The sequence below is a fragment of the Erwinia sp. SLM-02 genome, from assembly GCF_037450285.1.
In the GTDB taxonomy this organism is placed as follows: domain Bacteria; phylum Pseudomonadota; class Gammaproteobacteria; order Enterobacterales; family Enterobacteriaceae; genus Erwinia.
This window is the reverse complement of the sequence record NZ_JAQISN010000003.1, coordinates 288,648-315,390: the sequence shown is the minus strand read 5'-3', so window position 1 is coordinate 315,390 and position 26,743 is coordinate 288,648. Positions and strand designations below refer to the sequence as shown.

The 26,743-nt window shown below is 58.0% G+C and carries 18 protein-coding genes; 13 read left to right on the top strand and 5 right to left on the bottom strand.

Annotated features, from left to right (window positions below; translation table 11 throughout):
• Window positions 1–11: 11 nt before the first annotated feature.
• From atzF to deoR, 9 genes are all read left to right on the top strand, one after another.
• Entirely contained in the window at window positions 12–1,814 is a 1,803-nt protein-coding gene (gene atzF / locus PGH32_RS18325; protein ID WP_337894779.1) for an allophanate hydrolase, read from the top strand.
• On the top strand, window positions 1,807–5,424 hold the full coding sequence (uca, locus tag PGH32_RS18320) for an urea carboxylase (protein ID WP_337894778.1): 3,618 nt from the start codon (window positions 1,807–1,809) through the stop codon (window positions 5,422–5,424). The genes atzF and uca overlap by 8 nt, the downstream gene beginning before the upstream one ends.
• Window positions 5,425–5,434: 10 nt before the next feature.
• The gene (locus PGH32_RS18315; protein ID WP_314421569.1) at window positions 5,435–6,145 is read left to right on the top strand and encodes a GntR family transcriptional regulator; all 711 of its coding nucleotides are present in this window, start codon (window positions 5,435–5,437) and stop codon (window positions 6,143–6,145) included.
• 28 nt (window positions 6,146–6,173) lie between these two features.
• On the top strand, window positions 6,174–7,442 hold the full coding sequence (gene urtA / locus PGH32_RS18310; RefSeq protein WP_314421577.1) for an urea ABC transporter substrate-binding protein: 1,269 nt from the start codon (window positions 6,174–6,176) through the stop codon (window positions 7,440–7,442).
• 77 nt (window positions 7,443–7,519) lie between these two features.
• Entirely contained in the window at window positions 7,520–9,079 is a 1,560-nt protein-coding gene (gene urtB, locus PGH32_RS18305) for an urea ABC transporter permease subunit UrtB (RefSeq protein WP_337894777.1), read from the top strand.
• A complete protein-coding gene (gene urtC, locus PGH32_RS18300) occupies window positions 9,079–10,155 on the top strand; it encodes an urea ABC transporter permease subunit UrtC (RefSeq protein WP_123336405.1) in 1,077 nt (358 codons plus the stop codon). The genes urtB and urtC overlap by 1 nt, the downstream gene beginning before the upstream one ends.
• Window positions 10,148–10,939, top strand: coding sequence for an urea ABC transporter ATP-binding protein UrtD (gene urtD, locus PGH32_RS18295; protein WP_337894776.1), 792 nt, complete (start codon window positions 10,148–10,150; stop codon window positions 10,937–10,939). The genes urtC and urtD overlap by 8 nt, the downstream gene beginning before the upstream one ends.
• Before the next feature lies 1 nt (window position 10,940).
• Complete coding sequence (gene urtE, locus PGH32_RS18290) at window positions 10,941–11,639, top strand: urea ABC transporter ATP-binding subunit UrtE (protein WP_314421589.1); 699 nt, start codon at window positions 10,941–10,943, stop codon at window positions 11,637–11,639.
• A gap of 159 nt (window positions 11,640–11,798) precedes the next feature.
• Window positions 11,799–12,542, top strand: coding sequence for a DNA-binding transcriptional repressor DeoR (gene deoR / locus PGH32_RS18285; protein WP_337894873.1), 744 nt, complete (start codon window positions 11,799–11,801; stop codon window positions 12,540–12,542).
• A 39-nt stretch (window positions 12,543–12,581) separates the two neighbouring features.
• On the opposite strand, the gene PGH32_RS18280 is transcribed toward deoR, so the two are convergent.
• On the bottom strand, window positions 12,582–13,529 hold the full coding sequence (locus PGH32_RS18280) for a 2-hydroxyacid dehydrogenase (RefSeq protein WP_337894775.1): 948 nt from the start codon (window positions 13,527–13,529) through the stop codon (window positions 12,582–12,584).
• Between the two features lie 205 nt (window positions 13,530–13,734).
• Here PGH32_RS18280 and ettA point away from each other — a divergent pair, with 205 nt between their 5' ends.
• From ettA to PGH32_RS18265, 3 genes are all read left to right on the top strand, one after another.
• Window positions 13,735–15,402, top strand: a complete 1,668-nt coding sequence (gene ettA / locus PGH32_RS18275) for an energy-dependent translational throttle protein EttA (protein ID WP_314421593.1) — start codon at window positions 13,735–13,737, stop codon at window positions 15,400–15,402.
• Window positions 15,403–15,979: 577 nt separating this feature from the next.
• A complete protein-coding gene (locus tag PGH32_RS18270) occupies window positions 15,980–17,692 on the top strand; it encodes a ShlB/FhaC/HecB family hemolysin secretion/activation protein (protein WP_337894774.1) in 1,713 nt (570 codons plus the stop codon).
• A 52-nt stretch (window positions 17,693–17,744) separates the two neighbouring features.
• Complete coding sequence (locus tag PGH32_RS18265) at window positions 17,745–20,774, top strand: two-partner secretion domain-containing protein (RefSeq protein ID WP_337894773.1); 3,030 nt, start codon at window positions 17,745–17,747, stop codon at window positions 20,772–20,774.
• Between the two features lie 41 nt (window positions 20,775–20,815).
• Here the strand turns inward: PGH32_RS18265 and PGH32_RS18260 are convergent, their stop codons facing one another.
• Window positions 20,816–21,712, bottom strand: a complete 897-nt coding sequence (locus PGH32_RS18260; RefSeq protein ID WP_314421665.1) for a LysR family transcriptional regulator — start codon at window positions 21,710–21,712, stop codon at window positions 20,816–20,818.
• A 95-nt stretch (window positions 21,713–21,807) separates the two neighbouring features.
• Here PGH32_RS18260 and PGH32_RS18255 point away from each other — a divergent pair, with 95 nt between their 5' ends.
• Window positions 21,808–22,809: a zinc-binding alcohol dehydrogenase family protein gene (locus PGH32_RS18255; RefSeq protein WP_337894772.1), complete on the top strand. Its 1,002-nt coding sequence runs from the start codon at window positions 21,808–21,810 to the stop codon at window positions 22,807–22,809.
• 195 nt (window positions 22,810–23,004) lie between these two features.
• Here PGH32_RS18255 and nadR read toward each other — a convergent pair whose 3' ends face one another.
• Genes nadR through serB form a run of 3 tightly spaced genes read right to left on the bottom strand, consistent with a single transcriptional unit; the run spans window position 23,005 to window position 26,653 of the window.
• Window positions 23,005–24,234, bottom strand: coding sequence for a multifunctional transcriptional regulator/nicotinamide-nucleotide adenylyltransferase/ribosylnicotinamide kinase NadR (gene nadR / locus PGH32_RS18250; protein WP_443112803.1), 1,230 nt, complete (start codon window positions 24,232–24,234; stop codon window positions 23,005–23,007).
• Between the two features lie 49 nt (window positions 24,235–24,283).
• Window positions 24,284–25,666 (bottom strand): DNA repair protein RadA, encoded by a 1,383-nt coding sequence (radA, locus tag PGH32_RS18245; protein ID WP_105594809.1) that lies wholly within the window; start codon window positions 25,664–25,666, stop codon window positions 24,284–24,286.
• Window positions 25,667–25,675: 9 nt separating this feature from the next.
• A complete protein-coding gene (serB, locus tag PGH32_RS18240; RefSeq protein ID WP_314421614.1) occupies window positions 25,676–26,653 on the bottom strand; it encodes a phosphoserine phosphatase in 978 nt (325 codons plus the stop codon).
• Window positions 26,654–26,743 lie beyond the last annotated feature (90 nt).

The following is a 26,743-nucleotide window of genomic DNA, read 5'->3' as shown; positions in this document are numbered from 1 at the left end:
GAATTCAACATATGGCTTTAACCACAGGATTTACGTTACAGGACTGGCAGCATCATTATCAGCAGCATCCGGAGTCGGTGCTGTCCACGCTGGAGTCGCTGCGCGCCGGGCTTTCCACCGCGGATAACGCCTGGCTTTATCTCGCCTCTCCCGCGCAGCTGCGGGCGCAGGTTGAACCGCTGCTGGCGGCCTGGCAGCAGAACCCCGCTTCGCTGCCGCTGTTTGGCGTGCCCTTCGCGGTTAAAGACAATATTGACGTCGCCGGCTGGCCGACCAGCGCCGCCTGCCCGGCCTTTACCTACCAGGCCGAGGCCGATGCGACGGCGGTCGCGAAGCTGAAAGCGGCCGGTGCCGTGGTGATAGGCAAAACCAACCTCGACCAGTTTGCCACCGGCCTGGTCGGCACCCGATCGCCGTTCGGTGCGGTCAGCAATACCTTTAACCCGGAATACGTCAGCGGCGGGTCCAGCTCCGGCTCCGCGTCGGTAACCGCCCGTGGCCTGGTCTGTTTTGCCCTCGGGACCGATACCGCCGGTTCCGGCCGCGTACCCGCCGGCTTTAACAACATCGTCGGCCTGAAGCCGACCAAAGGCTGGCTGTCGGCGACCGGCATGCTGCCCGCCTGCCGCCTGAACGATACCATTTCGATTTTCGCCCTGACGGTGGAGGATGCCTTCCTCGTCGCCAGCTGCGCCGGGGGCTACGACAGCCAGGATGCCTATTCCCGCATCGACCCGGGCCTGGCCCCGGCCGCCCTTTCCACCACACCGCGCCTGGCTATTCCGGCAATCCCGGAATTTTACGGCGATGCGCAGGCCGCCGCCGCATGGGAGGCCGCGCTGGCAGCACTGACCGCCGGGGGCGCCACGCTGCATCCGATTGATTTCACCCCGTTCCACCAGCTGGCCGAGCAGCTCTATTACGGCCCGTGGGTAGCCGAACGCACCGTGGCGGTCGGCGACATGCTGAACCGGCCGGAGGAGATGGATCCGGTGGTGTACGGCATCGTCAACAGCGGCCACCGCTACACCGCCGTGGATACCTTTAAAGCCGAGTACCTGCGCGCCGAACTGACCCGTCAGATCCAGCAAACCCTGAGCCAGTTTGATGCGCTGGTGGTGCCGACCTCACCGACCATTCACACACTCGAAGAGATGAAGCAGGAGCCGGTGCGCTACAACTCGCAGTTCGGCACCTACACCAACTTTACCAACCTTGCCGACCTGTCCGCGCTGGCGCTGCCCGGCCCGTTCCGCGCCGACGGCCTGCCTGCCGGGATCACCGTTATCGCACCGGCCTGGTACGACCGCGCACTGGCGGGGTTTGGCCGCCGCTGGCAGCGGCAGCAGGCGCTCAGCCTCGGCGCAACCGGCCTGCCGCTGCCCGCTACCGCCGCCCCTCTGCCCGCTTCCCCACTGCACGTCCGCGTTGCCGTGGTGGGCGCGCACCTGACCGGTATGCCGCTGAACCATCAGCTGACCCGCCGCGATGCGGTGCTGGTTGAAGAAACCACCACCGCCGCCTGCTACCGGCTGTATGCGCTGGCCAACACCACGCCGGCGAAACCCGGCCTGGCCAGAGACAGCAATGGCGCGGCGATCACCGTTGAGCTGTGGGATATCCCGCTGGCCCGCTTCGGCGAGTTTGTCGCGGAAATCCCGGCACCGCTGGGGATTGGAACGCTGGAACTGGCCGATGGCCGCACGGTGAAGGGGTTTATCTGCGAACCGGCGGCGCTGGCCGAGGCAACTGAAATCACCGCATTTGGTGGCTGGCGCAACTGGCTGGCCCGTCAGGAGACGTCACATGTTTAATACCGTACTGATCGCCAACCGCGGCGAAATCGCCTGCCGCGCCATCCGCACCCTGAAGCGCCTGGGTATCACCAGCGTGGCGGTTTTCTCGGACGCGGATCGTAATTCTCAGCATGTGAGAGAGGCCGATATGGCGGTCGCGCTGGGCGGCGAGAAGGCCAGCGACAGCTACCTGAAAATTGACAAGATCCTCAACGCCGCTGTGGAAACCGGCGCTCAGGCCATCTGGCCGGGCTACGGCTTTCTGTCAGAAAGCCTGCCGTTTGCCGCCGCCTGCGAGGAGGCGGGGATCGTCTTCATCGGCCCGACCGCGCATCAAATCGGCGAGTTTGGCCTGAAGCACCGGGCGCGTGAACTGGCCGCCGCCGCGGGCGTACCAATGACCCCGGGCACGCCGCTGCTTGCCTCGCTGGAGGAGGCGCTGGCCGCCGCAGAGCGGATTGGCTACCCGATTATGTTGAAAAGCACCGCAGGCGGCGGCGGCATCGGCCTGACCCGCTGTGCCGACGACGCCGCGCTGCGCAGCGCCTGGGAGAGCGTTCGCCGCCTCGGCGAGCAGTTCTTCAGCGATGCCGGGGTGTTCCTGGAACGCTGCATCGATCGCGCCCGCCACGTTGAGGTGCAGATCTTCGGCGACGGCCACGGTAAAGTGGTGGCCCTGGGCGAACGCGACTGCTCACTCCAGCGCCGTAACCAGAAAGTGGTGGAAGAAACCCCGGCACCGAACCTGCCCGCCGCCACGCGCAGCGCGCTGCTGGAATCGGCGGTAAAGCTGGGCGAACTGGTGAACTACCGCAGCGCCGGCACCGTGGAATATATCTACGATGCCGCCCGCGACGAGTTCTACTTTCTGGAAGTGAATACCCGCCTGCAGGTGGAGCATCCGGTTACTGAGTGCGTCACCGGCCTGGACCTGGTGGAGTGCATGCTGCAGGTGGCCGCAGGCGAGCAGCCCGACTGGGCGCGGATGGCTCTGGCCCCGCAGGGCGCCTCCATTGAAGTGCGCATCTACGCGGAAGATCCGTTAAAGAACTTCCAGCCCAGCCCCGGCGTACTGACCGAAGTCAGCTTCCCGGACGACGTGCGCGTGGACAGCTGGATCGCCACCGGCACCGAGGTTTCCGCCTTCTACGATCCGATGATCGCCAAGCTGATCGTTCACGCCGAAAACCGCGAGGCGGCGCTGAAGAAAATGCAGACAGCGCTGAATCAGACCCGGCTGCACGGCATCGCCACCAACCTCGACTATCTGCGCCAGGTCGTCGCCACGGACGCCTTCCACAGCGGCCAGGTGTGGACGCGCATGCTGGACAGCTTCAACGCCGCGTCGCCGGTCGTTGAAGTGATTCAGCCGGGCACCTGGAGCAGCATTCAGGACTACCCTGGCCGCCTCGGCTACTGGGATATCGGCGTGCCGCCTTCTGGTCCGATGGATGACTACGCTTTTCAGCTCGCCAACCGCATCGTCGGCAACGCGGAAGAAGCCGCCGCGCTGGAATTCACTCTCCAGGGGCCGACTTTACGCTTCCACAGCGATGCGCTGATCGCCCTGACCGGAGCACGCTGCCCGGCCCTTCTGGACGATGAAGAGGTCGCTTACTGGCAGCCGCTGGCGGTGAAAGCGGGACAGACGCTGACGCTGGGCCGCGCGCAGCAGGGCTGCCGTACCTACCTGGCGGTGCGTAACGGTTTCGACGTGCCGGAATACCTCGGCAGCCGCTCGACCTTTGCCCTCGGCCAGTTTGGCGGCCACGCCGGTCGCACCCTGCGCGTGGCCGATATGCTGGCTATTTCGCAGCCCGCGCTGGAAGCCTGCACCACACCGGCCCCGGTCAGCGAGCCTCGTGCGCTGCCTGCGGCCGCGCAGCCGGTCTACGGCGATGAGTGGCGCATCGGCGTGCTCTACGGGCCGCACGGCGCACCCGACTTCTTTACCCAGCAGTCCATTGATGAATTCTTTGCCAGCGACTGGCACGTCCACTACAACTCTAACCGGCTTGGCGTTCGCCTGGTCGGACCGAAACCCGGCTGGGCGCGGGCCAACGGCGGTGAAGCCGGGCTGCATCCCTCCAACGTTCACGACTGCGAATACGCCATCGGCGCGATCAACTTTACCGGCGACTTCCCGGTGATCCTCACCCGCGACGGGCCGAGCCTCGGCGGCTTCGTCTGCCCGGTGACCATCGCCAAAGCCGAGCTGTGGAAAGTCGGCCAGGTGAAACCGGGCGATCGCCTGCGCTTCCATCCGATTAGCGCGGAAGAAGCGCATGCGCTGGAGCTGGCGCAGGCCCGCAGCGTGGAAAACCTGAGCGCGCTGCATCTGCCGGGCTTTGATGTGCCGTCGCTGGCGGAAACCGTCCACGGCTCCGCCACCATTCTCGCCTCGCTAAAAGCCACCGCCACCACGCCAACCGTGGTCTGGCGTCAGGCCGGCGACAACTACATCCTGCTGGAATACGGCGATAACGTGCTGGACCTGGCGCTGCGCCTGCGTATCCATCTGCTGATGACCGCGCTGCGCGAGTACGGCCAGCCCGGCGTCGAAGAGCTGTCGCCCGGCGTCCGCTCGCTGCAAATCCGCTACGACAGCCGCATTCTTAGCCAGAAACAGCTGATGACGCTGCTGCAGGAGCTGGAGAAAAACCTCGGCGACGTCAGCCGGATGAAAGTCCCGTCGCGCATCGTCCATCTGCCGATGGCCTTTGAAGACAGCGCCACGCTGGGCGCGGTGGAACGCTATCAGGAAACCGTGCGCGCCAGCGCGCCGTGGCTGCCGAACAACGTCGACTTTATCCAGCGCATTAACGGCCTCGGCAGCCGCGACGAAGTGAAAGACACCATCTTTGACGCCAGCTACCTGATCCTCGGCCTGGGCGACGTTTATCTCGGCGCACCCTGCGCGGTGCCGATTGACCCGCGCCACCGCCTGCTGAGTTCGAAATACAACCCGGCGCGAACCTTCACCGCCGAAGGCACCGTCGGCATCGGCGGCATGTATATGTGCATCTACGGCATGGACTCCCCCGGCGGCTATCAGCTGGTGGGCCGCACGCTGCCTATCTGGAACAAATTCCTCAAAAACCCGCAGTTTGCCGCGAATGAACCCTGGCTGCTGCACTTCTTTGACCAGGTGCGCTTCTATCCGGTCAGCGAGGCCGAACTGGACGTGCTGCGTGACGATTTCCGTGAAGGCCGCGCCAGCGTGCGTATTGAGCACACCGAATTCGACTTTGCCGAACACACCCGTTTCCTCGCCGATAACGCCGGGTCAATCGCCGCCTTCCGCACCCGCCAGGCCAGCGCCTTTGAGGCCGAAGTCGCGCTGTGGGCACAGGAAGAGGAAGGCGCGCCGCTCAGCAGCAGCGAGAACCTGCTGCCGCCGGAAGAGGACGACAGCGCCCTGCAGGTCAGCGCCGATATGAACGGCAATATCTGGAAGATTCTGGTGCAGGAAGGTGACGTCGTGGAGGCCGGGCAGTCGCTGATCGTCGTGGAGGCGATGAAAATGGAACTGGCCATCAACGCGCCGCAGGCCGGTCGGGTAAAACGTATTGCCTGTCAGTCAGGCCGTCCGGTCAGTCCGGGCGATGCGCTGCTGTGGCTGGAATAGGGATCTGAATATGCAGGGATCGTCGCAGAAAAACAGCAAAGATCGGCCGGAGGTGCTGGCCGATCGCGTCTATCACGCGCTGAAGAATGACATTTTCGACTTTCGTCTGATGCCGGGTGACCGCTTCAGCGAAAGCGAGATCGCCGCACGCATGGCGGTGAGCCGCACCCCGGTGCGTCAGGCACTGTTTCGCCTGGAGCGTGAGGGCTATGTCGAAGTGTGGAACCGCCTCGGCTGGCAGGTGCGCCAGTTTGATTTTGCGTACTTCGAAGAGCTGTACGACCTGCGCACGGTGCTGGAGTGCGAGGCGGTGAAACGGCTGTGCCGCCTGCCCGCACGGCAGTGCAGCGAGCTGCTCGACCGACTGACGCGCTTCTGGATCGATGAACCGCGCCTGGCCGACTTTATCGCCGTTTCCCTGCATGACGAAGCCTTCCATATGGCGCTGGTTTCCGCCGCAGGCAATGAAGAGATGGCCCGGATCCACAGTGAGTTAACCGAAAAAATCCGCATCATCCGCCGCCTCGACTTCACCCGCGAGGATCGTGTTGATGCCACCTACAACGAACACGCGCAGATCTTAAACGCGGTACTACACCAGCAAAGCGAGGAGGCTCAGAAAATTCTGACCGACCATATTGCCGTCAGTAGGGCAGAGGTCAGAAAAATCACATTGCATATGCTCCAGCAGGCGAGGCTACACACGGTTTCACCCACATAATCTTTTAAATAATTTCAGGGGATTACTGATGAAAAGACGTTCATTGCTCAAGGCCTTTGCACTTTCTGCCACCGTTATTGGCATGGGATTATCCTGGAACGCTCAGGCGGCCGACACCATTAAAGTCGGCATTATGCACTCGCTCTCCGGCACTATGGCGATTTCCGAAACGCCGCTGAAGGACGTGGCGCTGATGACCATTGATGAGATCAACGCCAAAGGCGGCGTGCTGGGTAAAAAGCTGGAGCCGGTGGTGGTCGACCCCGCCTCTAACTGGCCGCTGTTTGCCGAAAAAGCCCGCCAGCTGTTAACCCAGGATAAAGCCGCGGTGGTGTTTGGCTGCTGGACGTCGGTATCACGCAAGTCCGTTCTGCCGGTGTTTGAAGAGCTGAACGGCCTGCTGTTCTACCCGGTGCAGTATGAAGGCGAAGAGATGTCGCCGAACGTGTTCTACACCGGCGCCGCGCCAAACCAGCAGGCGATCCCGGCGGTCGAGTATCTGATGAGCGAGGACGGCGGTTCGGCAAAACGCTTCTTCCTGCTGGGTACCGACTACGTTTATCCGCGCACCACCAACAAGATCCTGCGCGCTTTCCTGCACTCTAAGGGCGTGAAGGACAGCGATATCGAAGAGGTCTACACGCCGTTTGGCTACAGCGACTACCAGACCATCGTTTCCAACATCAAAAAATTCTCTGCCGGTGGCAAGACGGCGGTGGTTTCCACTATCAACGGCGACTCTAACGTCCCGTTCTATAAAGAACTCGCTAACCAGGGCATTAAAGCGACCGATGTGCCGGTCGTGGCCTTCTCGGTAGGGGAAGAAGAGCTGCGCGGGATTGATACCAAACCGCTGGTCGGCAACCTGGCCGCGTGGAACTACTTCGAATCGGTGGATAACCCGGCTAACGCGAAATTCGTAGCGGATTACAAAGCCTATGCCAAAGCGCACAAGCTGCCGAACGCCGATACCGTCGTGACCAACGACCCGATGGAAGCAACCTATGTCGGCATCCATATGTGGGCGCAGGCCGTCGAGAAAGCGGGCACCACCGACGTGGATAAAGTCCGTGCCGCGATGGCCGGGCAGACCTTTGCCGCGCCGGACGGCTTCACCCTGACCATGGATCAGACCAACCACCACCTGCACAAACCGGTGATGATTGGCGAAATCGAAGATAACGGCCAGTTCAACGTGGTGTGGCAGACCGATAAACCGGTACGCGCCCAGCCGTGGAGCCCGTACATCGCCGGTAACGACAAAAAGCCCGACCACCCGGTAAAAACCACTAACTGATAGTCCCGTTCCGAAGGGCCAGGCGCTGCCTGGCCCGCTGAAATTCATCGCACCCGAGATAAGCGAGAGAGCACACTATGATGCGATTGCTGCTAATACTGCTGTTCAGCCTGCCATGCCTCGCCGTGGCCGGACCGGCAGCGGACTTTTCCGCCGCCGGCCGCAGCGATCAGCTGAAGATCCTCCAGCAGTGGGCCGCCGCGCCGGACCCTGCCCGCCTGCCGCTGCTGCAGGCCCTGCATAATGAAACCGTGGTGCTGGACGAAAACAAACGGCCGTTCAGCCAGCTTAACGATCGGCTGACCCCGCTGGAAGGCAGCGCCGCGCCGGTGGGCGCCACCAAAAAGCTGTTTATGAATAACCGACTGCGCACGATGATCGCCACCGCGCTGGCTGCTCATCAGCTGGTCAGCCCGCTGGCCGCCACGCGCCTGAAGGCGGCACGTGCGTTGCAAAACGATGCCCAGCCGGATCAGCTGCCGCTGCTAAACCGGCGGCTGGCGGCAGAACAGGACAGCCGCGTCCATGCGGTATTAGCCCAGGCCGTTGCCGGGCTGCAGCTGACCGACGGCAACCCGCAGGTGCGCCTGCAGGCGGTCAGAGTGCTGGGTGAAACCAGCGATCCGCAGACCCAGGCCAGCCTGGAACGTCTGCTGTCTCCGCAGAATGAAGCCGACGCCAGCGTGCGCGCCGCCGCCGCCGACAGCCTGAAGCAGATCCGCCATCGCCTGATGCTGGGTGAAGTGCTCGGCCAGGCGTTTACCGGCCTGTCGCTGGGCTCCGTGCTGCTGCTGGCGGCGCTCGGGCTGGCTATCACCTATGGCCTGCTGGGGGTGATTAACATGGCCCACGGCGAGATGCTGATGCTGGGTGCCTATGCCACCTGGATGGTGCAGAACCTGTTTCAGCGCTTTGCTCCGGAGTGGCTGGCGTTTTATCCGCTGCTGGCGCTGCCGGTGGCCTTCTTTATCACCGCCGCCATCGGCATGGCGCTGGAACGCACCATCATTCGCCATCTTTATGGCCGCCCGCTGGAGACGCTGCTGGCCACCTGGGGCATCAGCCTGATGCTGATCCAGCTAGTCCGCGTGGTCTTTGGCACCCAGAACCTGGAAGTCGCTAACCCCGCCTGGCTCTCCGGCGGCTTGCAGGTGCTGCCGAACCTCGTCCTGCCGTACAACCGCCTGGCGGTGATGGTGTTTGTGGTCGGCGTGCTGGTGCTGACCTGGCTGCTACTGAATAAAACCCGCCTGGGGATGAACGTGCGGGCGGTGACGCAGAACCGCGCGATGGCCGACTGCTGCGGGGTGCCTACCGGGCGCGTGGATATGCTGGCCTTCGGCCTCGGTTCCGGCATTGCCGGGCTGGGCGGCGTGGCGCTCTCACAGCTGGGCAACGTCGGGCCGGAGCTGGGCCAGGGCTATATTATCGACTCCTTCCTGGTGGTGGTGACCGGCGGCGTTGGCCAGCTGGCCGGCACGGTGGTGGCCGCGCTCGGCCTCGGTATTCTCAATAAGGTGCTGGAACCGCAGATTGGGGCCGTGCTCGGCAAAATCCTGATCCTCGTGCTGATCGTGCTGTTTATCCAGAAGCGGCCGCAGGGGCTGTTCGCCTTTAAAGGAAGGGTGATTGACTGATGACGCAACCCATGACGCTAACCGTGGCGCAGAAAGCGCCGCGTCTGACCCTCGGGCTGGGGGCGGTGCTTCTGCTGGCTCTGCTGGTGCTGCCGTTCCTCGCGCTGCTGCCGCAGGATAACCCGCTGGCGCTGTCGACCTATACGCTGACGCTGGTCGGCAAAATTCTCTGCTACGCCATTGTGGCCGTAGCGCTGGATCTGGTCTGGGGCTACGCCGGACTGCTCTCCCTGGGTCACGGCCTGTTCTTCGCGCTGGGTGGCTATGCGATGGGCATGTATCTGATGCGCCAGGCCGCCGGTGATGGCCTGCCCGCTTTTATGTCGTTCCTGTCGTGGAGCGAGCTGCCGTGGTTCTGGGCCGGAACGCAGCACTTCGCCTGGGCGCTGTGCCTGATCGTGCTGGTGCCGGGCGTGCTGGCGCTGGTATTCGGCTGGTTTGCCTTCCGCTCGAAGATTAAGGGGGTCTACTTTTCGATCATGACCCAGGCGCTGACCTATGCCGGGATGCTGCTGTTTTTCCGCAATGAAACCGGCTTTGGCGGCAACAACGGCTTCACCGGTTTTACCACCCTGCTCGGCTTCCCGATTACCACCACCGGCACGCGCATCGGCCTGTTTGTCGCCACCGTGCTGCTGCTGGTTATCAGCCTCGGCATCGGCTTTGCGCTGGCCCGCAGCAAGTTTGGCCGCGTGCTGACCGCGGTGCGCGATGCGGAAAACCGGCTGATGTTCTGCGGCTACGATCCGCGCGGCTTTAAGCTGTTTGTCTGGACGCTGTCGGCGGTGCTGTGCGGGCTGGCCGGCGCGCTTTACGTGCCGCAGGTCGGCATTATCAACCCCGGCGAAATGTCGCCCACCAACTCCATTGAGGCCGCTATCTGGGTCGCCCTGGGCGGGCGCGGCACGCTGATTGGCCCGATGCTGGGTGCGGCGATCGTTAACGGCGCGAAAAGCTGGTTCACCGTCGCCTTCCCCGAATTCTGGCTGTTTTTCCTCGGCCTGATGTTTATCCTCGTTACGCTGTTCCTGCCGCGTGGCGTGATTGGCCTGCTGCGCAGGAGGAAGCATGACTGAACAACTGTTTACCCAGCCCCACCCGTCAGACCGCCACCGCAGACAAACCGATCCGGTCCTGCAGCTGGAGAAGATTAACGTTTCCTTCGACGGCTTCCGGGCGCTGACCGATCTGTCATTGCAGATTGGCGTGGGCGAACTCCGCTGCATCATCGGCCCCAACGGTGCGGGAAAGACCACGCTGATGGATGTGATCACCGGGAAAACCCGCCCGGACAATGGCCGGGTGATCTACGACCAGGATACCGACCTCACCACGCTGTCGCCGCCGGAAATCGCCCGCGTCGGCATTGGCCGCAAGTTCCAGAAGCCGACGGTGTTTGAAGCGCTGACGGTGTTTGAAAATCTGGAAATCGCGCTGAAAACCGATAAATCCGTCTGGGCCTGCCTGCGGGCAACGCTCAGCGGCGAGCAGCAGGATCGGATTGATGAGGTCCTTACGCTGCTGCGCCTCGGCGGCAGCCGCCAGCGCACCGCCGGGCTGCTCTCCCACGGGCAGAAACAGTTCCTGGAGATCGGCATGCTGCTGGTCCAGGACCCGCATCTGCTGCTGCTGGACGAACCGGCCGCCGGGATGACCGATGCGGAAACCGAGTACACCGCCGAGCTGTTTCGCGGCCTCGCCGGGAAGCACTCGCTGATGGTGGTGGAGCACGATATGGGCTTTGTGGAAACCATTGCCGACCACGTGACGGTGCTGCATCAGGGCCAGGTATTGGCGGAGGGATCGCTGCGCCAGGTACAGGCCAACGAGCAGGTTATTGAAGTCTATCTGGGGCGCTGACATGTTAAACGTATCGGAACTGAATCAGTACTACGGCGGCAGCCACATTCTGCGCGGGCTGTCGTTTGAGGCTCGCCCCGGCGAGGTCACCTGCCTGCTGGGCCGCAACGGGGTGGGGAAAACCACCCTGCTGAAGTGCCTGATGGGGCTGATCCCGGCGAAATCCGGCACCATCAGCTGGCAGGATAAAGTCATCAACGGCCGCAAACCGCACCAGCGGGTGCAGGCCGGGATCGCCTACGTGCCGCAGGGCCGCGAGATTTTCCCCCGCCTGACCGTGGAAGAGAACCTGCTGATGGGGCTGGCGCGCTTTTCCGGTGCGCAGGCCGCCAAAGTGCCGGAGGAGATCTGGCAGCTGTTCCCGGTGCTGCTGGAAATGCGGCAGCGGCGCGGCGGGGATCTGTCCGGCGGCCAGCAGCAGCAGCTGGCGATCGGGCGGGCGCTGGCCTGCAGGCCACAGCTGTTGATCCTGGACGAGCCAACGGAGGGGATCCAGCCTTCGGTGATCAAAGAGATCGGCGCGGTGATAGCCGGGCTGGCGAAACGCGGCGATATGGCGATCCTGCTGGTGGAACAGTTCTACGACTTTGCCGCGGAGCTGGCCGACAGCTACCTGGTGATGTCTCGCGGAGAAATCATCCAGCGCGGCCGCGGTGAGGATATGGAAGCCGACGGGGTGCGGGGGCTGGTGGCGATCTGATACCCGCCCTGGCCGCGCCTGCGTGCGGCCAGGATCGGTTTTCCGGCAGGTTTGCGCGGAATTTGCGGCGCTATCCTATTGAAGGTACACTCCAAAATGTCTGAAATGGCCCGGTTAATGTTGACCTTTATCGTCATTCGCCACATTGGAAGAACCATCATGGAAACCCGGCGCGACGAGCGCATAAACAAGCTGGCCCAGGCGCTGAAGCGCACCGATAAAATCCATCTGAAAGAGGCGGCTCAGCTGCTGGGCGTCTCTGAGATGACCATTCGCCGCGACCTCAATGAAGGCCCGGGTGCCGTGGTGCTGCTCGGGGGCTATATCGTTGCCGATCCGATCCGCAATCAGAGCCACTACTTTGTTTCCGATCAGATGAGCCAGCACGTGGAACAAAAGCGGTTACTCGGCGTGCGGGCAGCGGCGCTGATTAAGCCTGATGAGACGATCTATTTCGACTGCGGCACCACCATTCCGTGGATTATCGACGCCATCGATAACGATCTGCCGTTTACCGCCGTCTGCTGCGCGGTGAACACCTTCCTGGCGCTCAAGGAAAAACCGGCCTGCCGGGTGATCCTCTGCGGTGGTGAATTCCACCCCGATAACGCGATGTTTACCCCGCTGGGCCAGCTGTCGGTGATGGATAATCTCTGCCCGGATAAAGCCTTTATTTCCGCAGCGGGCGTGGATATCCATCAGGGCGCCAGCTGCTACAACCTGAACGAGCTGCCGGTGAAACTGCTGGCGCTTCAGCGTGCGCGCCAGCGGCTGCTGGTGGCCGACAGCAGTAAATTTGGCAAAGTGCTGCCGGCACGGATTGCCGATCTCAGCGCCTTCGACAGCCTGATTAGCGACGCGCCTCCGGCGCAGGATCTCGGGATCCCGGTGATCTGCCCGTAAAGCTGGCGTCCCTCCCGGCAACCGACAGCCCGTCAGGATTTAAGATCGATCGTTAAGGATCGCCTCGCCGTCGCGCAGGCGGCGCAGATTTTCACACACGCCGGCCACGATCCCACGGATGGAAATATCGGTTACGCCGCCGATATGCGGCGTGGCGATCACGTTGTGGCCGAACAGTCCGTCCTGCGGGTCCGGCGGCTCCTGCCAGAACACGTCCAGCCCGGCTCCGGCCAGCTGACCGCTATCCAGCGCCGCCAGCAGTGCACCCTTCTCTATCAATCCACCCCGGCCCACGTTAATCAGGAAGCTGCCGGGCTTCATCATCGCCAGCGCGGGCTCGTCGATAATATGGTGCGTTTCCGGATTATCCGGCAGGCTCAGCACCACAAAATCAGACTCGGCCAGCAGCTGCGGGAGCTGCGCCATGGTGCCCAGCCAGTCCAGCCGATGGCGGCGGGCAAACTCCGCGTCCACGCTGCGCCTGACCCCGGTTACCCGCATATCAAACGCCGCCAGCCGCTGCGCCAGTGCCTTGCCGATGCCCCCGAGGCCCACCAGGCCCACGGTTTTCCCCTTCAGGCCAAGGCCAATCGGCTGACCGAGCCGACGATCCGCCAGCATCTGCGGCACTTCGCTGGCTTTACGCGCCAGACCCAGCATCATCCAGATAGCCAGCTCGGCGACCGAGTCCGCATTGCCGGAGATATCGGTCGGCACGTTGGCGACCGTAATGCCGCGAGCGCGGGCGGCGGCGATATCCACCCGCTCCAGCCCGGCACCCGACTGCTGGATTAGCTTCAGCCGATCGGCGGTGCGCAGCAGCGGCTCGCTCACCTGGGTCATGGTCGGGATCAGCGCGTCAAACCCGGCCAGACTCTTCCCGGCCTGCTCGGCACAAGCGACAAACTCAACGTCGGGCAGCGTCTCACGAAGCTGCTGGATCATGCCGCCCCAGGCATTTTCCTGCGCTGCGATCAGGACTCTCATCGATATCTCCATAATTTATAAGGTAAAAAAATTAGCATAGCGTTACATGGTGAGAAATCAAACAGATATCCAGTTGTTGGGGTGATATCGGGATAATCCGCTGCCTGGTGGCTGTGATTAAGCGGGGAAAACAGCTAAACTCCGTGGTTTGAAAGGGCAACAGTGCGCCCTGCTAATAACTCAGACCATAAGAGGCTCAATCTACGTGGCTCAATTCGTCTATAGCATGCATCGCGTCGGCAAAGTCGTGCCGCCGAAGCGTCATATTCTAAAGAACATCTCACTCAGCTTCTTCCCGGGTGCCAAAATCGGCGTGCTCGGCCTGAACGGCTCGGGTAAATCCACCCTGCTGCGCATCATGGCCGGCATCGATAAAGACATCGAAGGCGAAGCGCGTCCGCAGCCGGGTATCAAGATCGGCTATCTGCCGCAGGAACCGCAGCTGAACCTGGAACACACCGTGCGCGAATCGGTGGAAGAAGCCGTTGCTGAAGTGGTTAGCGCGCTGAAAGGTCTGGACGAGGTGTACGCTAAGTACGCAGAGCCGGATGCAGACTTCGACAAACTGGCCGCACAGCAGGGCAAGTTTGAAGAGATTATCCAGGCGCACGACGGCCATAACCTCAACACTCAGCTGGAACGTGCCGCCGACGCGCTGCGCCTGCCGGACTGGGATGCGAAAATTGCTAATCTGTCCGGTGGTGAACGCCGCCGCGTAGCGCTGTGCCGCCTGCTGCTGGAAAAACCAGACATGCTGCTGCTGGACGAGCCGACGAACCACCTGGACGCCGAATCCGTGGCCTGGCTGGAACGCTTCCTGCACGACTTCGAAGGCACCGTTGTGGCGATTACCCACGACCGTTACTTCCTGGATAACGTGGCGGGCTGGATCCTGGAGCTGGACCGCGGCGAGGGTATTCCATGGGAAGGCAACTACTCCTCATGGCTGGAGCAGAAAGACGCGCGTCTGGCGCAGGAAGCCTCAAGCGAAGCCGCACGCCGTAAGTCGATTGAGAAAGAGCTGGAGTGGGTGCGTAAAGGCGCCAAAGGCCAGCAGTCAAAAGGTAAGGCACGTCTGGCTCGCTTCGAAGAGCTGAACAACACCGAATACCAGAAGCGTAACGAAACCAACGAGCTGTTTATTCCACCTGGAGCCCGTCTGGGTGACAAAGTGCTGGAAGTCAGCAACCTGCGTAAATCCTACGGCGACCGCCTGCTGATTGACGACCTGAGCTTCTCCGTACCGAAGGGCGCCATCGTCGGCATCATCGGCCCGAACGGCGCGGGTAAATCCACGCTGTTCCGCATGATGTCCGGCCAGGAACAGCCTGATTCCGGTGAAATCGTGCTGGGTGAAACCGTGAAGCTGGCCTCGGTCGATCAGTTCCGCGACAGCATGGACAACTCTAAAACCGTATGGGAAGAAGTGTCCGGCGGCCAGGATATTATGCGCATCGGTAACACCGAGATGCCAAGCCGCGCCTACGTGGGCCGCTTTAACTTTAAAGGCGTCGATCAGGGCAAACGCGTGGGCGAGCTGTCCGGCGGTGAGCGCGGTCGTCTGCACCTGGCGAAACTGCTGCAGGTTGGCGGTAACATGCTGCTGCTCGATGAACCGACCAACGACCTGGATATTGAAACCCTGCGCGCGCTGGAAAACGCCCTGCTGGAGTTCCCGGGCTGTGCGATGGTTATCTCGCACGACCGCTGGTTCCTGGACCGTATCGCCACCCACATTCTGGATTACCAGGATGAAGGCAAGATCGAGTTCTTCGAAGGTAACTTCACCGAATACGAAGAGTACAAGAAACGTACGCTGGGCGCAGACGCGCTGGAGCCAAAGCGTATCAAGTACAAGCGTATGATTAAGTAAGGTTAAATCAGCAGATTCCTGCAGAATCTGCTGTTTCATCCCCCTCAAGCCACCGTCTGTGACCGTGGCTTTTTTCTTATCGGTCCCGGTAACATCCTGCATTTTCTACTGACTATCCGCCTATAAAAAAATTTATTACGCGTTTTCACTTTGTAAAAGTGAAAGTCTGTTTAAGTATGGTAAGTATTATCTTAATAATTTACCGTATCGCCGGAGGTGGCTCCTGCAGGTTATGCGATGTAATCATCTTTACCTCAGCGAATTTTCACCACAAAAAAAGAATAATATGCGAGTTCCCACGGCATTTATGATAAGCCTCAGCCTCCTGCCGTTGAATTTAATAAGCGATAATTTATCGCAAATCTCTTTAGTGATATTCCTTATTTTTTAGAGCTTCAAATTTATTGGCAATATAGCTATTGTGTTGTTAATTGACTTGATTTAACATTCTTGTCTTGAGGATCGTTAAATAACATGCCCCACTCACTTAAAGGCATGCGATATACAAAACGCATTTTTACTATAAAGGGGTGTTTTAACTATCTTCTTGTTTTGATGTATTTACAGGGAATGTTTTATGAAGGAAAGATTTTTTGTCTCTTCCCCTTTTATCAAACGTAAAGCCGGACTGCTTGCGTTAACGCTAATTTCACATCCATTTCAGTACAGTTCGGCTGAAGTTGGTTCTGTTAGTGGTCAGTTATTACAGAATAACCCCGTATTAACCACGCCGCCCCCTTTACCTACAAAAAATACGGAAAAGCTGACCCCGCCGACTGAGAATCAGATCGAGGAAGTGGAAGGGGGGCCATCCATATTTATATCTGAAGTTGTTGTTAAGAATGTAACGGAAAAAGCAAAAAGTGATGTTCAACAGTTAGTTGATCGTTACAAAAATAAAAAAATGACGTTTCCCGCACTAAAGAATCTTGCTATCAATATTACCAGCCTGCTTCAGAAGCACGGTGATAGGTTAAGTTACGCCTATATTCCAGAGCAGAAGATGCAGAATGGAATCATAACAATTAACATCATGCATGGCCATATTGAAGCCATCCGGATTAATCAGAACAGCTCGCTGGTCAATGATAAAACGGTTAACCGCTACGTTGCTCAGATGTACGCGCTGAAGGATAAAATTAAAGCCGTAGAGGCGTCCATGTCACGCATTTCCGATCTGCCTGGCGTGGAAAACCTTTCCTCATTTCTTAGCGCGGGTAACGAAGCCGGCGGCAGTATATTGGCCCTTGATCTCACTCCCGCGCCGCGTATCAACGGCACGGTGCTGTTTGACAATATGGGTTCACTTTCCAGCGGACGCAGTCGTCTGGGACTGCAGCTCAACGTCAACAGCCCGACAGGAACAGGGGACAGGTTTCAGGCTCTGGCCTATGCCGCACCGGACTTTCTCCAGACAAACAATGACAGTAAGCACGGTAATACGCTGATAGGCCGTTTGTCCTATGATGCCCCGGTTAACCTGAAAGGATGGCGTTTGGGTGCTGCCGTATCTCGCGTGAGCTATCGGCTTGGCGGTCCGGTGTTACATGGCCTGGGCGATGGCTATGCCGATGTCGCCTCTCTTTATAGCAGCTGGACCCTGTTACGCCGTGAGAAAAGGACGATCAACCTTGGCGCTACGTTTGACTATAAACGTATGCAGGACAAGTTCTGGGGGATGAAAAACATCCGCCACGCCCCGGTATTATCATTACAGCTGTCCGGTGATAATCAGGGCGAGCTGTGGAACAGACCGAATGTTTTGCAGTATCAACTCTCCCCGTCCATTGGGCGATTAAGCAATCTGGATGACTGGAATGGCAATAATACAAGGGGGCGTTTCGTTAAACTGAATGAAAATGCCTCCTTTATTCAGGCGCTTTATCCCCGCATTAACTTCACCCTGAATTTTTCGGGGCAGCAGACCAGTAAAAATCTGGACGGCGCTGAACAAATGTCGCTGGGCGGCCCCTACGCCGTTCGGGCATACAGCAACTCGGCTGCCAGCGTAGACAGCGGATGGGTAGCCTCCCCCGCGCTGAACTTGACGCTGCCCTGGTTCGAGAACGCCAGCCTGAGTCTTTTCTACGATTACGGCAAAGGCAAAATTCAAAAATTTGCCCCCTCAACGCAAAAAATTGTGCTCAAGGGTTATGGCGTGGGGTTGAATTATCAATTTAACAGCTGGTTCTTTATTAATGCCAGCTACGCATGGCGGCAGGGAAAGGATGAACATCTCGTGCCGCAGAATAAATCCACAGGTTGGATAACCACAGGCATTAACTTCTAAAAGCAGAATTTTAGACAGGAAATGCCTTTACTATAAGCACAAAGGGAATGTTATGGAAAACAAAAATGCAGTAATCAGACCGCTTGCTTTAGCCGTCGCGCTATCGTTTGTTGGTGGAGCAAGCGCCGTAGGTACGGGTACCGTGGTTTCCGGTTCAGGCAACATTATCAAAAATGGAAATCAGGTAAATGTTCAGCAAAATACTGACAAAATGATTGTTAACTGGAACAACATGAACGTCGGGAAAAATGAAAACCTGAATTTTAAACAGCCTAATGCAAACGCTGCCGTTCTCAACAAAATCAATAGCATTGATCCAACGGTGATTGCTGGTGCCTTGAATGCAAATGGTAAGGTGTTTATTGTCAACCCTAACGGGGTGCTGATCAGTAAAGGTTCATCAATAAACGTCGGGAGTCTGATTGCCTCCTCTCTGGATATCAGCAACAAAGATTTTATTAATGGAAACATTAATCTGAAAGGAACCGGAAAAGGCAAGGTCGTTAACGAAGGTAATATTAACGCCGCAGATGCCGTTGCCATGTTGGGCGCCGGTGAAGTGACGAATAACGGCACGATCAGGACCCAGTCCGGAGGCGCTGCCCTCGCTTCAGGAAGTGATATTACTCTGTACTTCCCGGAAATGGGTAAAATGTCCGTTAAGGTGAATAAAGGCAGCCTGAATGCATTGATTAATAACGGCGGAATTATCGTGTCTGACCGGGGCAACGTGACTCTCACTGCCTGGGCTACGGATACCTTAACGCGCGGCGTTATTAATAATACCGGCGTACTGGAGGCAAGAGGCTTCCAGAATATTCTTGATGGCGGTGTTTCCCTCTCTACCAACGGTGATGTTAACCTTGGCGGACGGGTAAACGCTCATTATGCCAGGAGAATCGAAGCTGTCGGTAAGAATGTTAACGTAAGCGATGGGACTGAACTTAGCGCAGAGTCTACCATACTGAGCAGTACCCACGAAAATGGGTATGTTAAAGTTGGCCGTATCGAATCTAAAAGAGGAACCACTGCAATCTCCGCCGACAACGTTTTGACTACGGCAGCAGGTAACCAGTCAGAGTTTTCCAGTGATGTTAAGGTGTATGCCCGCACACCAGGTAAAAATATTGACATCGCTGATACCTCGGTAAAAACTGAAAATCAGATCCGTAACGAAAAAGGTGTGGTGAGTGCCGGTCTGATAGAAGCCGTTGCTAAAAGTGGAAATTCATTAGGAATTCAGAATGACGAAGGTCATATTAACGTCAATAATGCTGAAGTGGACTACGGCAATCTGACGTTAAATAGTGATAAAGCTGTCAATATCAACGGCCAGATGAAGGGTGACAGCCTTCAGGTTAATGCACGGCAGATTAATCAGTCTGTCGGTGCAAAAATCAATATGAAGAATCGGGCCCAGCTATATACCACTTCAGATCTGAAACAGAATGCAGATATTGTATCTGATCACATTACGATATCGAGCGGTGCTTCGATCCTGCAGAATAAAGATGCCAGCAATATAGCCAAAGAAATCAACTATTGGGGCAAAGACATTAAGCTTTCCGGCAATACGCAGGCCGACAGCCTGGCTATGTATACAGTCAACAATGCCACAGAAAGCGCGTCTGCAAGCATCTCAGCAGCTAAACTCGACCTGAACGGTGCAGACTATGATTTTAGCGCAGGGAAAAACCGTATTGATGTCGTTCATGCCGATCTTGGATCGTTGAGTCTGTCAAACACAGAAGATATCTCTTTAGATAATGGCTCATATATTACTGGCGATCTTAATTTAAACGGGGATAAGAACGTTTCCCTGCTGCATAACAGCCACGTTTTGGGAAATAGCAATATCACCGCGGCCGAAGACGTCATCCTCAAAGGAGCGTTCACGGCTGATAAAGACATCAAAATTTCCGGCAATAATATCCTCTCTAAAAGTCAATGGGGAGATGATATGAACATGCTGACAACGTATGGCAACATGACGTTACATGCAAAAAAAGACATCGACTTACCGTTCATCGAGGTCGGTGGTAAATCAAAATCGAATGCCAAGCCAAATAATGAGAATAAAAACAATCTTAACGTCACCGCAGAAAATATTTCACTGGGGCAGTTAGATGTTAAGGGAAATGCCCATCTTAATACCATTGGCGAGCCATCAGCAATTACGGGAAATATTACCCTTGGCGCTTCTGACATCATGGGGAATGCTAACGTAAAAACACAGGGTGATATTACTCTCACTAAAAGAATGGTGGTAGATGGTGATATCAATATGGAATCGAACAACCTTTTATCAGGTTCTTCGCCAGGAGAATATTGGTGGATACCACAAGATCGCAGCAGCATCCACGGCCGTAACGTTAATCTTCAGGTGGAAAATGATATTAATCTTGGTGGAGTTATCACAAACTTTGATGGCTTTTATTCAAAAAATGGCAATGCCCTGATCACTGCGAAAAACGTCACTCTGGATAGCTTATGGACCATGTCCGATGTGAAAATTACCGCTAAGGATAACGTATCAATTAAGGCATTCGATCCAATGTATATGTCCTTCCCAGGCAGCACGAATAGCCCTACCGTTCGTGCCGAAATCAATGCGGATAGTGTTAATATTGACTCATCTTCAGCCAGTGTCAATGTTGCGGTAACCGCAAACAATGACATCCACTATGGCAAAAGTATAAATAAGCAAGGCACCACGTTGACCTCAAAGAATGGCAGCGTTTACCTTGGAGAAAGAAATATTTTTGATGATTATGATTATGCCAATCACAAATCATTGACTATCAACGCCGCGAAAAAAGCTGCCATCAACAATAATCTTAGCGTTTCTGGTAAACTATCCGTAACGGCAGGTAAACCCGGCATTAGCCTGCCGTCTGAACTCACCGTGATGGGTGATACGGTCTTCACAACGCCGGGGAATATCTCCACTGATGCCTATTACACGGAGCATACTTTCTACGGAAACTTGACCTATATCCTGGGTAATTACAGCTACATATCTGCTTACAATCGGTATTTCCAACCGTCTGTTTACGGCAAAAAAACAATAATCAGAAAATAAGTTAACGGGGGACGGCCCACAGTGGCCGCCCTTTTTTCACGTTATAGATAGAAAGATCTGAATACCTCAGAACGCATGGCGAATTCGATAAACGAAGCCAGCGCAGGCGTATTAAGCTTACGTCCCGGATATACCAGCCATAATTCATTCCCCTCCACTTCCCACTCGGGTAACACCCGTTTCAGGCACCCTGAATTTATTGCCTCTTCCGTCAAAAAGCGCGGCAGCAGCGTAATGCCGGCATGATTTATCGCACACTCGCGGGCATAAACCAGATTATCGGTCATATGGGTGGGCGGAAGCAGCCAGCGATAATAGTCATCTCCACGTTTCAGGCCCCATTCACTCCAGGCATGATGGGCAATACAGCGGTGCTCGGAGAGTTGGGCAGGCTCGCGCAGCGGCACATGATGAGAGAGATACTCGGGCGAGGCCACCAGCAGGCGCTCACAGTAGCCGATCCGGCGGCCTATCAGCGATGAATCCTGCGGCTGACCGGTGCGCAATGCGATATCAAATCCCTCCTGGACAAGATCGCGGATCTGGTCGGAAACCAGCACTTCCAGCGTGACATCAGGATAGGCCAGCTGAAACGCCGCGTTAAACCGCGCAAGCAGCGTTGCACCAATCCCGGCCGGGGAAGTGATGCGAAGACGACCGCTGGGATTCTCCCGCAGGCGTTCAATGGCCTGCCCGGCACGTTCGCTGGCCTGCATCATCTCCTGGCAGTGAACCAGATAGCGTTCGCCGGCAAAGGTCAGACTCAGCTGACGGGTCGTGCGGTTAAGCAAGCGCAGGCCCAGCGCCTGCTCGAGCTGGCTGATGCGCTGGCTGACGCTGGATTTCGGCAGCCCCGCTCGTTTCGCCGCCGCGGTAAAGCTGCCGCATTCGGCCACCAGCGCAAAAAGCGCCATATCCTGAAGCTGCCTGAACATGATTGTTCACCTGAGAAGAACACTGAGTGCATTATTGTCCATCTTATCATCATCGCGCTGAGCTTCTACACTGGTGTTAACTCACTAAGGAGAACAGTATGACCATTAAAGCGATTGCCATTAACCCGGAAAACCCTCAGCAGTTTATTGAAATTCAACAGCCGCAGCCTGCGCCAGGCGAGTACGATCTGCTGGTGGACGTGAAGGCCGTTTCGGTTAACCCGGTGGATACCAAAGTGCACAAGGGTGCGCAGAAAAACGGCCTGCAGCAGCCGCGCATTCTCGGCTGGGACGCCAGCGGCGTTGTGCTGGCCGTTGGCAGCAAGGTCACCGGCTTTAGCATCGGCGATGAGGTTTACTACGCCGGTGATATCACTCGCCCCGGCAGCAACGCCACCCGGCAGCTGGTTGACGCTCGCATCACCGGCCACAAACCGCGCCAACTGGACTGGGCACAGGCGGCGGCGATCCCACTGACCGCGCTGACCGCGTGGGAAGGCCTGTTCGATCGTCTGCAGATCGACAGGGCCGCAGAAGGCAAAACGCTGCTGATCGTCGGCGGCGCGGGCGGAGTGGGATCGCTGGCGATCCCGTTTGCTAAACTGCACAGCAAAGTGAAAGTGATCGCCACCGCTTCACGCCCGGATTCCGCGCAGTGGTGTCAGGATCGCGGAGCCGACCTGGTCATTGATTACAAAGATATGGCGGCGGAGCTGGCGAAACACGGCCTTAAATACGTGGATTATATCTTCTGCCTGAACGACACCGACGGACACTGGGACGCCATGAGCCAGATCGTCGCGCCGCAGGGTCAGATTTGTACCATTGTGGAAAACGAGAAACCGCTGAGCATGGATCAGCTGAAGCTGAAAAGCGCGGCGCTGCATTTTGAGTTTATGTACACCCGCAGCATGTTCACCACCGACGATATTGCCCGCCAGGGCGAGATTCTGGAGGCGACAGCTGCACTGCTGGATGAGGGAAAAATTACCACCTCACTCAGTAAAACGCTGCATGGCCTGAGCGTGGAAACGCTGACCGAAGCCCACCAGCTGGTGCTGGAAGGCCATATGCGCGGCAAAGTGGTGATTGTGTATTGAGTCTCGGCGGGGTCAGCATCCGGATCGCACCGATTGCCGCTCGATAGCTTGATGCCGGGCTCAGTGACAAGTGCATCATGATGCGCAATCCGTCTCTCTCCACCGTTACAGTGCGGTAGAGAGAATTTACGGCAGCAGTGACGCCCTTCCACCGCAGTCGGTTGCAGCAGGAAACGTTTACAGCACCTGTCGCCTTTACTGCGCGCCCAGCATCGCCTTAACCAGATCCACGCAGCGCAGGAAGCGCTCGTCGTAGTTATCCTGCTCCACGTGCACATAGCTGATGCCGTTCTCATTCAGCATCGACACCAGCAGCTCCTGAAACTCTTTACGATCGACAGAGCTACCCAGGCTGCGCAGGCCGTCGGCCACCCACGGCACGTTGTTCTCCACCAGGATCACCAGATCGAAGCGGTACTCATCGATCAACGCCTGCACGAAGGGGTGTTCACGGCCTTCATACTTCTTACAGAACGCCTGAGTCGTCACAAAGTCGGTATCGATAAAGGCGACCTTGTTAGCGTATTTCACCGCAAAATCAATGTACTGTGCCTGCCCAAGGGCGATTTTGTCGTAGTCGGAATACTGCAGCGCCATCTCATCGCCGCCCAGGTGCGAGAAAACATAATCGCGGCCAAACTCCCAGGCGCTGGTGGTGTTGAAGATGTTCGCCAGCTTGTTGACCAGCGTCGATTTCCCGCTGGACTCCCCGCCGAGGATCGCCACGGTACGCACGAAGAACGGCTTCACCTCGGTTGGAATATATTCCCAGTAGCGGAACGGATCCTGGCGGATCTGCCCACCGCTGATGCTCATAAAGGACCGCTGCGGATCGATCACCACCGTATCCACATTCAGATGAGCCTTAAACTGCGGGGCATCCGCCTCTTCACTGGTATAGATCCGATCCGGCACAATGCCACGATCGTCCATAAAGGCGCGCACGCCCTCGCTCCAGACGTCCCAGCCGTGAGGATAAGGTTCCATCCCCTCTTCATTGAACGCGTGAATGCGGATATTTTTCTGGTATTTGAAGGTCTGTAACAGCCAGCGCAGGCGATCGCTTACGGTGGGCTGCTGCGACATCGCGCTGTCTTCAAACAGCTTTTTGTCGCGCGGCTCATCGTAGCCCATAATAATATGCAGCTCATCCACCTGGCTGCAGGCACGCTGGATCAGATATATATGGCCGGTATGCAGGGGATAAAATTTGCCAAACACCACGCCAATGGTTTTTTCACGGCGCGGAAACTCCAGCCCGAGGAAGCGGTGCAGCGCCTCCAGCTTTTGCGCGCTGGGGCTTTTGATTTTGGCATTCAGCAGCTGGCTGAGGTAGCCCTTGGTCATGCCGCTGGCGTCAGCAACCTGCTGCAGCGTGCAGCCCTGCTGACGAATGGCGGTTTTCAGATAATCAAATGACGACACAACATGCCTCCTGCGCGATCGGCGGGCCAGCTCGGCCCGTCCTGTCTCATTATAGGTCGTCAAGAATCGCCAGCGCATCCGCCAGCTTCTTCACTCCGTAAACCTTCATATTCTCCGGCATTTTCTTCGGCACGTTGGCCGCGGGAACGATGGCGCGGCGGAAACCGTGCTTGGCGGCTTCGGAGATGCGTTCCTGCCCGCTCGGCACCGGACGGATTTCTCCGGCCAGGCCGACTTCACCAAACACCACCAGATCCTGCGGCAGTGGACGATCGCGCAGGCTGGAAACCATCGACAGCATCAGCGCCAGGTCCGCACTGGTTTCCGTCACCTTCACGCCGCCGACCACGTTCACAAACACGTCCTGATCGGCCATCTGCAGGCCGCCGTGGCGATGCAGTACCGCCAGCAGGATCGCCAGTCGGTTCTGCTCCAGGCCGACCGCCACGCGGCGCGGATTCCCCATCATCGAGTGATCGACCAGCGCCTGAATCTCCACCAGCAGCGGGCGTGTCCCTTCCCACAGCACCATCACCGAGCTGCCGGAGGTCACCTCATCGCCGCGGCTGAGGAAAATCGCCGACGGATTGCTGACCTCACGCAGACCCTGCTCGGTCATCGCGAAGACGCCCAGCTCATTCACCGCACCGAAGCGGTTTTTATGGCTGCGCAGCGTGCGGAAGCGGGAATCGGCATCGCCATCCAGCAGGACCGAACAGTCGATGCAGTGCTCAAGCACCTTGGGACCAGCCAGCGATCCGTCCTTGGTAACGTGGCCGACCATCACGATGGCCACCCCACGGGTTTTGGCGAAGCGGGTCAGATAGGCGGCGGTTTCCCGCACCTGCGCCACGCTGCCCGGCGACGACTGGATATCCGCCATATGCATCACCTGAATGGAGTCAATCACCATCAGCTTCGGCTGTTCCTGCTCGGCGATCAGGCAGATCTGCTCAATGCTGGTTTCCGACAGCATATTCAGGTTTTCGGTCGGCAGCCCCAGCCGGTGCGCACGCATGGCCACCTGCTGCAGTGACTCCTCCCCGGTGACGTAAAGAGTTTTCATCCCTTCCGACAGCTTGCACAGCGTCTGCAGCAGCAGCGTACTCTTACCCGCACCGGGGTTGCCGCCGATCAGAATCGCACTGCCCGGCACCACGCCGCCGCCCAGCACGCGGTCAAATTCTTTAAACCCGGTGGTAAAGCGCGGCAGTGCCTCAAGGCTGATTTCCGACAGCTTCTGCACGCGGCTGGTCCCGGCACTGCCGGCGTAACCAGACAGACGCTCATTGCGTGCGGCAGCGGGAGATGCGGCCAGCCGCACCTCGGTGATGGTATTCCAGGCGTGACAGGCGCTGCATTGCCCCTGCCAGCGCGGATAGTCTGCGCCACATTCGTTACAGACAAAGGCGCGTTTTACCGCTTTAGCCAAAACTTCCCCTTAACGCTCTTCGTGAATCAGGCTGCCGCTGAGAATACAGAACACGCCCATCAGATCCGCATGGCGAATGGTCACCGCGGCCTGTTCATTAACCTTCGGCTTCGCGTGGTAAGCAATACCCAACGCGGACGCCTTGATCATCGGTAAATCGTTCGCACCGTCGCCCACCGCCACCGTTTGCTCAGGCGCAATGTTAAAACGCTCGGCCAGGCGCTTCAGCGTATCGGCTTTGTACTGCGCATCAACGATATCGCCCAGCACTTCACCGGTCAGTTTACCGTCGCGGATCTCCAGCACGTTAGCGGCCACGGCCGACAGGTGCAGCGTGTCACGCAGGTGTTCGGCATAATAGGTAAAGCCGCCGGAGGCAATCGCCACCTCCCAGCCCAGCGCCTGCAGTTTCTGCACCAGCGAGGTCAGGCCCGGCATCAGCGGCAGGACATCGCGCACCTGCTTGAGGATATTGGCATCGGCATCTTTTAGCGTGGCCACGCGCTGGCGCAGGCTGGCGGCAAAATCCAGCTCGCCGCGCATCGCACGTTCGGTGACTTCGGCGACCAGCTCGCCGCTACCGGCCAGCTTGGCAATCTCATCAATGCATTCGATCTCAATCGCCGTCGAATCCATATCCATCACCAGCAAACCCGGTGTTTTCAGGTGGGGGATACGCCCCAGCGGCGCAACGTCCAGCCCCATTTCATGGGCCAGTTTCGTCGCGCGCGGCGTCAGCGAACCCGCCAGACGCAGCACCTGATAATCTTCCACGCTCCATGCACTGACGATCACCATTGCAGCACCCAGGCGGTGCTGGTAATCGGTAAGGCGGGCTTTGTCGAGCTGACGCCCATACAGCAGCCAGCCGGTTTGGCCAGCGCGGTAGTCCAGCGGCATCACTTCATCACCGCTGAGAGAAAGAGGTAACCCCGGCCAGAGAGAGACATCGGAAGGCAGATCGCACCAGGTCAGACTATTTGGCATTACAGCTCCTGTAGGGACTTAATAACTACGACAGAACGACGATAAAGCTGGCAAGAGGCTACCCTGTTAGCCCGCCTTCTGGCAACATAA

What these genes read in the sequence shown, in the direction of transcription:
- atzF (WP_337894779.1), top strand. Translation starts at nt 12, where the DNA reads ATGGCTTTAACCACAGGATTTACGTTACAGGACTGGCAGCATCATTAT.
- uca (WP_337894778.1), top strand. Translation starts at nt 1,807, where the DNA reads ATGTTTAATACCGTACTGATCGCCAACCGCGGCGAAATCGCCTGCCGC.
- PGH32_RS18315 (WP_314421569.1), top strand. Translation starts at nt 5,435, where the DNA reads ATGCAGGGATCGTCGCAGAAAAACAGCAAAGATCGGCCGGAGGTGCTG.
- urtA (WP_314421577.1), top strand. Translation starts at nt 6,174, where the DNA reads ATGAAAAGACGTTCATTGCTCAAGGCCTTTGCACTTTCTGCCACCGTT.
- urtB (WP_337894777.1), top strand. Translation starts at nt 7,520, where the DNA reads ATGATGCGATTGCTGCTAATACTGCTGTTCAGCCTGCCATGCCTCGCC.
- urtC (WP_123336405.1), top strand. Translation starts at nt 9,079, where the DNA reads ATGACGCAACCCATGACGCTAACCGTGGCGCAGAAAGCGCCGCGTCTG.
- urtD (WP_337894776.1), top strand. Translation starts at nt 10,148, where the DNA reads ATGACTGAACAACTGTTTACCCAGCCCCACCCGTCAGACCGCCACCGC.
- urtE (WP_314421589.1), top strand. Translation starts at nt 10,941, where the DNA reads ATGTTAAACGTATCGGAACTGAATCAGTACTACGGCGGCAGCCACATT.
- deoR (WP_337894873.1), top strand. Translation starts at nt 11,799, where the DNA reads ATGGAAACCCGGCGCGACGAGCGCATAAACAAGCTGGCCCAGGCGCTG.
- PGH32_RS18280 (WP_337894775.1), bottom strand. Translation starts at nt 13,529, where the DNA reads ATGAGAGTCCTGATCGCAGCGCAGGAAAATGCCTGGGGCGGCATGATC.
- PGH32_RS18270 (WP_337894774.1), top strand. Translation starts at nt 15,980, where the DNA reads ATGAAGGAAAGATTTTTTGTCTCTTCCCCTTTTATCAAACGTAAAGCC.
- PGH32_RS18265 (WP_337894773.1), top strand. Translation starts at nt 17,745, where the DNA reads ATGGAAAACAAAAATGCAGTAATCAGACCGCTTGCTTTAGCCGTCGCG.
- PGH32_RS18255 (WP_337894772.1), top strand. Translation starts at nt 21,808, where the DNA reads ATGACCATTAAAGCGATTGCCATTAACCCGGAAAACCCTCAGCAGTTT.
- serB (WP_314421614.1), bottom strand. Translation starts at nt 26,653, where the DNA reads ATGCCAAATAGTCTGACCTGGTGCGATCTGCCTTCCGATGTCTCTCTC.